The following is an 11,579-nucleotide window of genomic DNA, read 5'->3' as shown; positions in this document are numbered from 1 at the left end:
ATCATTTTATTCTGTAAATGGGTGCAAACGCCCCTATTTATACACGTACGTACTTAATTTAGCAAAAAATATCAACAAAATCAAGGTATATGTAAAAATAGCACTGTTCTAAAAATGATCCTCAGGTGCAAAAAATCCCGCCAAAAGAGAAAATTTTCTCTCTGGCAGGGACTATTATATCTTACTTTATATTACTGTCTCTTCCTCTTCGCCTTGGCCTTGAGCGCTTCCTCTTTCCGTCTCTCGTTCTCCTGAATTATAAGCTTCTTCATTCCCTCCAGCTTTTTCTGGTTCAGCCTTATCTGCTCAAGCTCGCTCTCCGCTGCCTGCTGTGCCTCTTTGCTCTGGAAGGTGACAAACTTGTCAAATGCTCCCGGATAGGCAAATGTCTTTTCTACATTATTATAAGAAAATACAATTCTTATATGGCTTCCATCACATTCCATCACACTGCCTTCACCAAACTTCACATGGTTTACTTTTTCATTCTCAAACATTATTACATCCTCCTATCCATATTATTTCCATCTACAATACTGTTAAAACAAACTCACTAAAATTACGATATGATGCACCTGTCTGTTTCGATCTGCAAGGCTGACTCTGTTCACTATGTGTTCTTCCTGCTACTAATTATACTGTAACAAAAAAATCGGCACTTTTTCCAGTTAAAAATGCCGACTTTTTTTATTTTCGTGAAAATAGTCACTACGAGTCATGGTTTTTGTTCATTATTGATTTCTCAAACACATGAACCATACAAAAATGTACTCATATTTTTACCAAGCCATATTGTGCACTTTTATCTATCTTGCATTTGCTTTGAGAAGTTCCGCAACCTCCGTCTCTGTTGCAAGTGAGAGTGCCTTTGCTGCCAACTCATCTGCTTCAGCCTTCGACCACTTGGCTATCGTTCCTCTTGTCGCAAGGACTGAAGTGGCACTGACTGAAAACTCTCCCAGTCCAAATGATATGAGGAGAGGTATGAGCAACGGATCTGCTGCCGCCTCACCGCACATGCCTACCATGATGCCCGCTGCATTTGCCGCCTCGATGATATTCTTCATGGAGCGGAGAACTGCAGGATTGTAGGACGAGTACAGATACGCAACCTTTGCATTGCCTCTGTCGACCGCCATGGTGTACTGTGTCAAGTCATTTGTGCCTATACTGAAGAAGTCTGCCTCCTTTGCGAGCAGGTCTGCTATGAGACTTGCCGCAGGCGTTTCTATCATTGCACCGACCTGGATATCCTTATTGTATGCTATATTCTCTGCATCAAGCTCAGCCATGAGCTCCTTAACAAGAGCCTTCACGCTTCTGATCTCATCAACACATGTGACAAGCGGTACCATGATCTTGATATCGCCAAATGCACTTGCGCGGAGAAGTGCCCTCAGCTGTACTCTGTATGAATCTTTATTCCGCAGACAATATCTCACTGCTCTGAAACCTAAGAACGGATTGTCCTCTTTCTCAAGTCCAAGGTATGGGATATCCTTGTCACCACCCACATCAAGGGTTCTGATGATGACTTCTCTGCCCTCCATGGTCTCGGCAGCCGCCTTGTACGCCTGGAACTGCTCTTCCTCAGATGGGAGCTCCGATGCGCCCATGAACAGGAACTCTGTTCTGAAAAGGCCAACGCCCTCTCCATCACATGCAGCAACCTGCTTTGCATCCTCCGGATTACCGATATTGCCATACAAATGTACCTTTGCGCCATCAGCTGTGACTGTGTCTTTGCCTCTATATACCTCAAGAAGAGCCTTGTCACTTAAGTACTTCTCTCTCTTTGCCTGATATTCATCTACCTCTTCCTGGGACGGATCAAGTATGCAGATTCCATCGCATCCGTCAACTACTGCTGTCATTCCATCTGAAACCATGTCAACTATTCCATCCACGCTGAGTACCGCCGGTATCTCAAGTGCTCTCGCAAGAATAGCTGAGTGGGATGTCTTGCCGCCAACCGCAGTGATGATTCCTGCCACATTCTCCTTGACGATTCCTGCTGTCATGGAAGGGGTGAGATCCTCAGCCACAAGGATAGTTCCAGCTGGAACCTCTGATATGTTCATGTCCGGCGTGCCAGTAAGTATCTTGAGCATTCTCACCTTGATGTCGCCGATATCCGTTGCTCTCTGTCTTGTGAGCTCATCATCCGCCATCTGGAACATTCCGGCAAACATATCGCATGTGCTCTCAAATGCAGCCTCTGCACAGGTTCCGCTCATAATCGCGCCCTTTGTGATCTCATCCATCCCCGGATCTGTGAGGAGCAGTATGTGCCCCTCAAGGATCTCCGCATTGTGCTCTCCGACACTCTCCTTCATGGCCTCTGCCATGGCATGTGTCTTCTCTGTAAATGCTGCAACTGCATCGTCATATCTCTTAATCTCTGCATCTGTATCTGTGATTGTTCTGTTCTCATATTCCGGCTTTGCGTCAGATATGATCACAACCTTTCCAACGCCGTAGCCGGCTGAACCCGCGATTCCTTTATTCATAAGAAAACCTCCAATTATTCTCTATACAACAAATGGTACTCAATCTGAGTACCATTTGTCCGTAACATTTACTGAAGTCTGATATCAGATTTCACTTATCATTTCCCTGCTGCGACGTCAGAACATCTACATGTCCTACTCGCCGAATCCTGACTCGATGAGCTCAACTGCCTTTGCAAGAGCCTCCTTCTCGTCTGCACCGTCACACTCTACTGTAACCTCAGCACCACACTTGATGCATGCTGCGATGATGAGCATTACGCTCTTGGCATTGATCTTCTTGCCTGCTACATCGAGAGTTACTGCGCATGAGAACTTTGTCATCTCCTTTGCAAATACTCCTGCTGGTCTCATGTGAAGTCCCTGTTCATTTACTACTTTTACTGTCTGTGCTACCATAATTTCTTCTCCTTCTTTTACGGACGGACCACCGGTATTCATTATGAAGCTTTGGGCTAATGACACATCCTTTTCAGGGTCGCTCCCGCTTATTTCGACCTGCAGCGGTACTAAGGTGCCGCTTATCGCGCCACCTAAGGACCGGCGGTCTCAAATTCCCTTCAAAGGATGTGTCAGTATCCAGCAGCCAATCTATTCTGTGCGTGGTCCTGTCTCTTAATAAAATCTTATATTTGTGGAATTTCGTGAAATAATCCTGTTTCATTCTAACCATATGGTATCACAGCCAGATGACCTGCCATCTTTACTTGATCCATATTTTTATCAGATTTCTTTCGCAAACCCCAATTGTATAAATTATAACATTCTGTCGTTTTTTGTGCATTACTTTTGTGCATTTTTTACTCCTGCACGTTTCTCTTGATAAGACCGAGCATGATACATGTGATCACTGATCCTACAAGCCATGAGAAGATGTATGGTAACCAGTTGCCTACTGTTGCGAATACAAAGATTCCGCCGTGAGGTGCCATCAGTGTACATTTGAATGCTGCTGACATTCCACCTGCAACTGCTGCGCCTACGAGTGTACATGGTATTACGTGGAGTGGATCTGCAGCTGCAAATGGTATTGCACCCTCTGTGATGAATCCACATGACATTACAATATTTGATACTGTTGAGTTTCTCTCTGCCTTTGTGAACTTCTTAGGGAAGAAGATACATGCAAGAGCAATTCCAAGTGGAGGTACCATACCACCTACCATAACTGATGCCATTGAGATATAGCATGCCTGAACTGCCGGGTCTGAGAGCTGTGCGCCGCCTGCGACAAGCTCTGACGCTGTTGCGAGAACCATTGTTCCGTATACATAAGCTGCCTTGTTTATAGGACCGCCCATGTCTATCGCCATCATACCGCCGAGGATGATTCCAAGTGGGATGAGAAGATTTTTATTTGCAAGGGCTGTCAGCATATCTGAAAGTCCTGTATTGATCAATCCAATAATCGGATTGAGTACAAATATCATAAGTACTGCAACTATAAACATACCAACAAGTGGATATATAAGTGTTGGCTTGATTCCCTCCAGTGACTTAGGGAATTTGGAGCAGATCTTTCTAAGAAGAAGAACTACATATCCTGCAAGGAAACCTGCTGCGATACCGCCGAGGAAACCTGATACTGTATTTCCGCCGCCTTCTGCGACGAATCCAAACTTTGATATAAATGACTGGAAGCCGCCAAGGTTATCTCCTGCCCATACATAACCGGACAAGGCTGCATTTCCGGAAGATGCCAGGATACCGCCGAGGAAACCAACCGCAAGTCCAGGTCTGTCTGCTATAGACTCTGCTATAAATCCTGCAAGCACCGGAACCATCACGCCCATCGCCAGGCCACCGGCATACTTGAAGAATGCTGAGAGCGGGGTCATGGAACCGAAGTTGGATCCACCTGTTGCACCAAATCCGCAAAGTGTATCTATAAGGAATGCAAGAGCTGTGAGGATACCACCGCCGATTACGAATGGGAGCATGTGTGATACTCCGTTCATAAGATGCTTGTATATTCTGCTTCCTACACTGCCATTTGCACTGCTTGACTCTTTTCTGCCACCCTCCTCGTGGTGAACAGGAACCTGACCATCCACGATCTTCTGTATGAGCTCCTCAGGCTTGTGTATTCCGTCTGCCACTCTTGTGAAAAGAACTGGCTTTCCATCAAATCTTGCTGTTTCAACACTCTTGTCAGCTGCAACTATGATACCATCACAGTTTGCGATCTCTTCATCAGTAAGTATATTTTTTGCTCCGCCTGAGCCATTTGTCTCAGCCTTTAAGGCATATCCCATCTTGGCGCCGGCCTTCTCAAGTGCCTCGGCTGCCATATATGTGTGAGCTATTCCTGTAGGACACGCTGTAACGGCAAGCACTCTAAAGCCTTTCTTCTCAGGAGCCTTCTCAACTGCCTTTTCCTCAGGCTTCTCTGCTGTCTCCTCTGGGAACTTTGCGTTCTCATACTTGTCAACGACTGCAAGGAATGCATCCTTGTCTGCTGCCTTCAGAAGCTCTGCTCTGAAGTCCTCATCCATGAGGAGCATAGACAGTCTTGAAAGTACCTCAAGATGTACATCTGATCCGCTCTCCGGTGCTGCGATCATGAAGAACAGGTTTGATGGCTGTCCGTCAAGTGAGTCGTAATCAACTCCATCTGGAACTGTCATAGCTGCAAGTCCAGGTCTCTTGACTGCCTTGTTCTTGGAGTGAGGGATTGCTATTCCTTCTCCTATAGCTGTTGAGCCCTCTTCCTCTCTCTTAAGTATTCCTTCTTTGTATGTTTTCTTGTCTGAGATGTTGCCTGCTGCATCGTGCAGGTTTACAAGGTAGTCGATCGCTGCATCCTTTGAATCTACCTTTACACCCAGAGCAATGCTTTCCTTTGATAAAAGCTCTGTGATTCTCATAAGCGTAACCTCCTCTTAAATAATCAGCCGCATCCACATATGCTGCTGTGCGATATCTGAATCTCCTAAGTATTCCCTCTCACGACGGAACACGTACGTTTTACTATAACTGCTTGTAGAGTTCTTCTACTTTGTCCGCTGTGGCAAGGCCTTCTGAAAATGCTGTGGCACTTCCGGTTGCTGTTCCTCTCTTCAGCGCTTCCATGTAATCGTGATCCTTCAGGTAGCTTGCTGTAAAACCTGCCACCATAGAATCACCTGCCCCTACTGAGTTCACAACTGTTCCCTTTGGAACTCCGATCTTGTGAACCTCTCCTGTCTCTGTGATAAGTATTGCTCCATCCCCTGCCATGGATATGAGTACATTTCGTGCACCCATGACCTGAAGCTTCTTCGCATACTCAACGATCTCGTCGTCGCTCTTTAAGACTACTCCGAACATCTCGCCAAGCTCATGATTATTTGGCTTGATGAGGAATGGACGAAACTTCAATACATTGAGCAGAAGATCCTTTGTCGCATCCACCACGATGTCGATGTTCCTGTTCATAAGCTTCTCCATGATCTGCTCGTATATGTCAGATGGAAGTGAAGCAGGGATGGTTCCCGCAAGTATCAGGCAATCTCCCGACTGGAGCTTGTCCAGCTTGTCAAACATCTGCTGAAGCTCATCTTTCTTAATGTCGGGTCCCTGTCCGTTGATCTCCGTCTCCTGTTCTGCCTTGATCTTGACATTTATCCTGCTGAGACCATTCTTCAGCTGGATAAAATCTGTCTTAACTCCCATGGCCTTGACTCCGTCCTCAATCTCCTTACCGGTAAATCCGGCAACAAAACCGAGAGCTACGGAATCAACTCCTATGTTCTTAAGTACGGTGGAGACATTGATACCTTTGCCGCCATAGAATATAGCTTCTGACTTACTTCTGTTCACCATTCCAAGCTCAAGGCTGTCCATCTTGACAACATAATCGAGCGCCGGATTGAATGTCACCGTATAAATCATTATCTGAGTACCTCCTTTACAACTGTGGCGTCTATGTACTTATCATTTACAAGTCTGTCCGTGATAATACAGGCTTTTTCGATTGCTGCAAATGTCACTGCCGTCACCTTGTCGAACTTGCTGCTGTCAGCAAGGACTATGCTCGCATAAGATCTGTTCACCGCTTCCATCTTCACCATAGCTTCTTCCACATCAACCGTTGTGAATCCGTAATCCATATGGATTCCATTCGTTCCAAGAAAGCACTTTGTGAAATTGAACTTTTTCATGGAATTGACTGCCTCGGCTCCGATGATCGCCTCTGTGATCGGCTTTACAAGTCCGCCTATCATATACGTTCTGAGGTTCTTCTTGAGAAGCCGCTTGGCATGTGCTATTCCATTGGTGACAAATGTGGCATTTGTTTCGCCGATATAGTCGATCATGAGCTCCGTGCTGGTTCCTGCATCTATAAATATGAAATCTTCATCATTGATCATCGTTGCCGCATATTTTGCAATGGCACTTTTCTCTTCGACGTTGAGCTGTGCCTTGGCTGAAACCGGTGCCTCATTGGTGATATATTCATGCTCGATCGCCTTGGCACCACCATGGAATCTCTTGATCTTACCCATATCGTCCAGAGCTATCAAATCTCTTCTTATAGTAGATTCTGACGCTCCCGTGATCTCCGTGAACTCTGCAACTGTCATAGACTTTCTCTCTTTCAGTGCATCTAAAATCGCTGTGTATCTATCCTCGGTCATCATAATAATTGCCTCCTGTCTTTTAAGTATGTCTCCTGTATATGTGTTTTCGTGTTTGTGTATTTTCTTTTTTCGTGGCTTTTCAGAATGCATATATCTGCATCCGGTGCTTTTAACTTTTCTTTAGGATAACATATTTTTTGACTGTTTTCAATTATTTGTGATTGTTTCAAGGTGGTTTTCACTTGATTTCAGTCACTTTCAATCAATCTATATGCATAATATCATCGTAAATGAAGATTGTCAATCATTATTCTGCATATTTTTGAAGATTTCTGAATTATTTTGATTGTTTTTGACTATTTGCAGGTTTGGTACTCGTTTTGCAGCTTCCAACACACAAAAATAAGACACAGACCAAATCTGATCCGTGCCTTACTCTGCGTTATCAATCTATGATTATTCTGCCACATCCGCAGGATTGACATGCACCATCACATGCTTTACCTTTGGAAAATTCTTCTCTATTCCCTCATGGACCTCTTCCGCTATCTCATGCGCATGTCTTAATGTATACGAACCGTTTACACCTATCTCCACATCTACATATATTTTGTTGCCAAATATCCTTGTGTGAAGAAGATCAACACTGAGAACTTCTTTCTGGGCGAGCACAAAATCCCTCATCTCTTTCTCTGTCTCTTCATCGCATGAGTGATCCACCATCTTATCCATGGCATCCTTGAAGATATCGTATGCCGCCTTAGCTATGAATACAAAGATAACAATACTTGCAATGGAATCCATAACCGGGAATCCCATCATCGCACCACCGATACCGACAAGCGCGCCGACCGATGACAGCGCATCTGATCGGTGATGCCATGCATCTGCCATAAGTGCGCTTGAATCTATCTTCTTCGCATAGTGTCTTGTGTACCAGTACATTATCTCCTTTGTGACAATGGATACAACAGCCGCCACCAGTGCCAGCATCCCCGGTTTCTGCAGGCTTTGGTAATTGCCACCGATTATGTCCTTAACCGCCTGCGAGCCGATCTTGATACCGGTATACAGCAGCACTATAGACAACACGATCGCTGCCACACACTCAAGCCTCTCATGGCCGTAAGGATGCTCCTTGTCGGATTCCTTCGACGCCAGCTTCACCCCAATTATGACTATTATGGTGCTGAACACGTCTGATGCTGAATGTACCGCATCACTTATCATTGCATTTGAATGTGCAAATATTCCCGCAAATAATTTGAATACTGACAACAGTACGTTCTGTACTATCGTTATAAACGATACTTTATTTGCAACCTTTTTAAACTCATCCTCTGATACGGCAGATGCCGCCATCGTGTTTATTTTGTTTGCGCTTTCCATATAATCAGCCATCCTTTCCTAATGAACACCAGTCTATTGATAATCACCTTAATCAAAAGACCGATGCTGTGCGATCAATAAATTTCAGAAAGCTCTTATCACTAAATATATGTGGGAGATTTTATAGAATGTCTAAAAGAGTATAAAAAAACACCCACGACTCAGTATTAGTAACTACTGTCCCGTGGATGTAAAGATTCCACTGCCATGATGGCCCGACTCCTTGGCTTACACCAATGGTCTGCTCAGTTTGTACTGTAGATTTATATGCAGTGCAAAGAGTTAATTTAGGTTACCATCTATGGCAGTCTATGTCAATATTTATTTTCAGATCAAAATTCTTTTTCAAAACTAAACTTAATATCCTTGAGATCAAGTCCATTCGATTTCACATACAGTCGGAGCACATTGAATCTGCCGTAAAATTTGACCTCTTTCCTGATCACAACATCCTTGCCGTCAGTTCCGTTAAATGTGAAATTGCTCACAGGGAATCCGTTGAAAAACAGGGTACACGGCAGCTGGGCAAGCTTTTCGAGTGTCGAGCTTCCCCTCAGGCTCACCTCATACTCTCCCGGATGTTCAACATCAAGTGCTATGACATAATTCGTGTCGGCGGTGCTGGCCTTCTCTGTCAGATCTATAAGTATGTCTCTGTCGACATTGATGTATTCCACATCATCAATTGAAAAATCGTCCGCCTGCTTTGGACGGTTTATTATCTCTACCTCTACAGGCTCTCCCACAAGACGCTTAAATGCATTCGTATTCATGGCAAAGTTACACACATTCTTTGCAATTCTCTGAAGCTCAGCTCTCAATATACGTCCGTCCTGAAGTGCCTCTATGACATTATCTCCGCCCATGTTCTTCGAGCCGTCCGGGCAGCACATATACATGTCATTCTGTGCCTGTATCATAGTCGCAAAGTCATTTGCATCCGGCTCCATACCCCTGCGGTTGATGGATGCCCACCAATCTGTCATGACCACGCCTGTAAATCCCCACTCATTTCTGAGTATCGTGGTATTCAGATCATAACTTCCTGCGGTGTAGAGACCATTTACCAGACCATATGTTGTCATAACAGAGTCGGCATATCCCGACTTGACAGCTATCTCAAATCCCTTCAGATATATCTCCCTGAGTGCCCTCTGGGAGATGATCGAGTCAGTTGTATGGCGGTGATACTCCTGATTATTTCCGCAGAAATGCTTGATCGTTCCGGACACGCCGCTGGACTTAAGTCCCTCTAACTGTGCAGTTGCAATGGAACCCGTAAGGTATGGATCCTCGGAGAAATACTCAAAGTTTCGTCCATTAAGCGGGTGACGGTGGATATTCATTCCCGGTCCGAGAAGAACCTCAACCTTATTTGCTGTCATCTCAAGTCCGAGAAGTGCGTAAAGCCTTGTATTCAGTTCCCGGTTGAATGAAGATCCGCACAGAGTGCCATTTGGAAGTGAGAATGCCTTCATACCTGAGTCGAGTCTCATTCCCGATGGTCCGTCATCACAGCACACCGACGGAATCTTATGTGCGATCAAATTGGGCGATACCCCGGCAAATGCTGACGCTGTTCCCGCCGTCACAAGAGAACTTCCCATTCCCTCGCCGCGGACAAAGCATGCCAGATCCTCATCATCAAACTGCGCTATAAACTCATCCATGGTGGCCTTGCCTTCCCTTACATCAAGAAGCATAATTCCCTTGTCACCGGTAACCGGTATCTCCTCCGGCAGCTCCTGCTCTCTCCTGTCATACATATCAACAGTGACTAGAGGTGTCTCCTCATACTCTATAAGCATCCTGCCGTTCTCATCACAGAATGGTTTCATGCGGTCAAACTTCTCATATGGTGCAAGTGCCTCCTGAAGTTTCTGAAGCTCCACTGTCTCGGCAAGTTCAAAGAGCAGACACTCTGTTGTATTTCTTATGCTGTTTCCTACATGGATAGTGTAGTCTCCAGCTTCAAGCACATAACAGTTTCTATGGCCCGTGACTCCCGAATCGTCAAATGATGCCATACGGTCAAGCGGGATCTCAAACTTCAGCTCATCGCTGAGTCCCGGAACAAGCTCCTTTGTCTTCGAAAAATCAATGAGCACTCTGGATGGCTTGCCAAGCCTGCCCTGTGGCATCTCACCGTACACCTGGACAACCTCCTTGCCAAGTCTCTTTCCTATATTTGTGACTTTGACACAGATATTCGCCACGCCTTTTTCAAAATCCAGACTTGCATGTTTTACGCCGATCTTGAAGTCTGTGTATGACAATCCGTATCCAAACGGATATCTGACCTTATCCTTTGCAAATGTCTCAAAGTAACGGTATCCCACATAGATATCCTCAGCGTAGAAGTTTCTCTCTTCGCCGCCGAAATTGTCATACGCAGGATAAGCCTTGATATCGTAGGCTATCGTGTCTGTGAGTTTTCCTGAAGGGCTGACATCTCCTACGAGGACATCAGCCACTCCATATCCTCCGACCATTCCACCCTGCCATACATACATGCAGGCATCTGGGGAAATCGTGTCAAGAAATGACATATCTATAAGACCGCCGACATTCAAGAGAACGACCATCTTCTGGAAATTCTCTCTGACAAGTCTAAGCATATCAGTCTCTATATCAGTGAGCATAAATGCTCCTTTTTCAAGTGTATTGTCCTTGTCCTCACCTGCCGTCCTAGCGATTATCACTATGGCCGAATCCGACTCGCCGGCAGCCTCCTGCACGAGCTCATCTGTAACCGGCATCTCCGCCTGTGACCACGGCTCCTGTCCCCAGCCAAGTCCCAGCTCCACAGGATGTTCCTCATCCCATGCGGCATAAGTCTCTGCCAGCTTCTGATTGACATTTACATCCTTGCACTCATTAAGTGCATCAAGGATTCCTACCACTCTGGCAACATTCACCATGCCACCTGAACCGGTTCCACTCTTATAATAATGGTTCTGCATACGTCCAAATACAGAAACCGTCTCTCCCTGCTTAAGTGGCAGAGCTTTGTTGTCGTTCTTTAACAGAACCAGTCCCTCTGCAGCCATCTCACGGGCTGTCTTCTCATAGACCTCCCAGTCAAGTACTCTATCTTCCATCTGTCTACCTCCCAATA

The 11,579-nt window shown here is 45.4% G+C and carries 8 protein-coding genes and 1 riboswitch; all 8 genes read right to left on the bottom strand.

The genetic code is table 11. The annotated features are described in order from the left end of the window. Positions 1–191: 191 nt before the first annotated feature. The gene (locus GT575_RS13990; RefSeq protein ID WP_022216907.1) at positions 192–497 is read right to left on the bottom strand and encodes a hypothetical protein; all 306 of its coding nucleotides are present in this window, start codon (positions 495–497) and stop codon (positions 192–194) included. A gap of 309 nt (positions 498–806) precedes the next feature. Next, positions 807–2,510, bottom strand: a complete 1,704-nt coding sequence (gene ptsP, locus GT575_RS13985) for a phosphoenolpyruvate--protein phosphotransferase (protein WP_117874804.1) — start codon at positions 2,508–2,510, stop codon at positions 807–809. 135 nt (positions 2,511–2,645) lie between these two features. Beyond that, positions 2,646–2,909, bottom strand: a complete 264-nt coding sequence (locus GT575_RS13980) for an HPr family phosphocarrier protein (RefSeq protein WP_022216909.1) — start codon at positions 2,907–2,909, stop codon at positions 2,646–2,648. A gap of 401 nt (positions 2,910–3,310) precedes the next feature. Then, positions 3,311–5,377 (bottom strand): PTS fructose transporter subunit IIABC, encoded by a 2,067-nt coding sequence (locus GT575_RS13975; RefSeq protein ID WP_161172251.1) that lies wholly within the window; start codon positions 5,375–5,377, stop codon positions 3,311–3,313. Positions 5,378–5,480: 103 nt separating this feature from the next. Continuing rightward, positions 5,481–6,383: a 1-phosphofructokinase gene (gene pfkB / locus GT575_RS13970; RefSeq protein WP_161172250.1), complete on the bottom strand. Its 903-nt coding sequence runs from the start codon at positions 6,381–6,383 to the stop codon at positions 5,481–5,483. Beyond that, the gene (locus GT575_RS13965) at positions 6,383–7,132 is read right to left on the bottom strand and encodes a DeoR/GlpR family DNA-binding transcription regulator (protein WP_015534010.1); all 750 of its coding nucleotides are present in this window, start codon (positions 7,130–7,132) and stop codon (positions 6,383–6,385) included. Before GT575_RS13965 ends, pfkB begins: the two co-directional genes overlap by 1 nt. Positions 7,133–7,528: 396 nt before the next feature. Continuing rightward, positions 7,529–8,461, bottom strand: coding sequence for a cation diffusion facilitator family transporter (locus GT575_RS13960; protein WP_015534011.1), 933 nt, complete (start codon positions 8,459–8,461; stop codon positions 7,529–7,531). Positions 8,462–8,636: 175 nt separating this feature from the next. Next, positions 8,637–8,720, bottom strand: a riboswitch (NiCo riboswitch). A gap of 73 nt (positions 8,721–8,793) precedes the next feature. Continuing rightward, positions 8,794–11,562 (bottom strand): glycoside hydrolase family 3 protein, encoded by a 2,769-nt coding sequence (locus tag GT575_RS13955; protein WP_161172249.1) that lies wholly within the window; start codon positions 11,560–11,562, stop codon positions 8,794–8,796. Between the last annotated feature and the right edge of the window lie 17 nt (positions 11,563–11,579).

This window comes from Coprococcus sp. BIOML-A2, assembly GCF_009875795.1.
Classification (GTDB): Bacteria; Bacillota; Clostridia; order Lachnospirales; family Lachnospiraceae; genus Coprococcus; species Coprococcus aceti.
Note: the sequence above shows the minus strand (reverse complement) of the source record. Positions and strands in the feature narration are given on the sequence as shown.

What these genes read in the sequence shown, in the direction of transcription:
- GT575_RS13990 (WP_022216907.1), bottom strand. Translation starts at nt 497, where the DNA reads ATGTTTGAGAATGAAAAAGTAAACCATGTGAAGTTTGGTGAAGGCAGT.
- ptsP (WP_117874804.1), bottom strand. Translation starts at nt 2,510, where the DNA reads ATGAATAAAGGAATCGCGGGTTCAGCCGGCTACGGCGTTGGAAAGGTT.
- GT575_RS13980 (WP_022216909.1), bottom strand. Translation starts at nt 2,909, where the DNA reads ATGGTAGCACAGACAGTAAAAGTAGTAAATGAACAGGGACTTCACATG.
- GT575_RS13975 (WP_161172251.1), bottom strand. Translation starts at nt 5,377, where the DNA reads ATGAGAATCACAGAGCTTTTATCAAAGGAAAGCATTGCTCTGGGTGTA.
- pfkB (WP_161172250.1), bottom strand. Translation starts at nt 6,383, where the DNA reads ATGATTTATACGGTGACATTCAATCCGGCGCTCGATTATGTTGTCAAG.
- GT575_RS13965 (WP_015534010.1), bottom strand. Translation starts at nt 7,132, where the DNA reads ATGATGACCGAGGATAGATACACAGCGATTTTAGATGCACTGAAAGAG.
- GT575_RS13960 (WP_015534011.1), bottom strand. Translation starts at nt 8,461, where the DNA reads ATGGAAAGCGCAAACAAAATAAACACGATGGCGGCATCTGCCGTATCA.
- GT575_RS13955 (WP_161172249.1), bottom strand. Translation starts at nt 11,562, where the DNA reads ATGGAAGATAGAGTACTTGACTGGGAGGTCTATGAGAAGACAGCCCGT.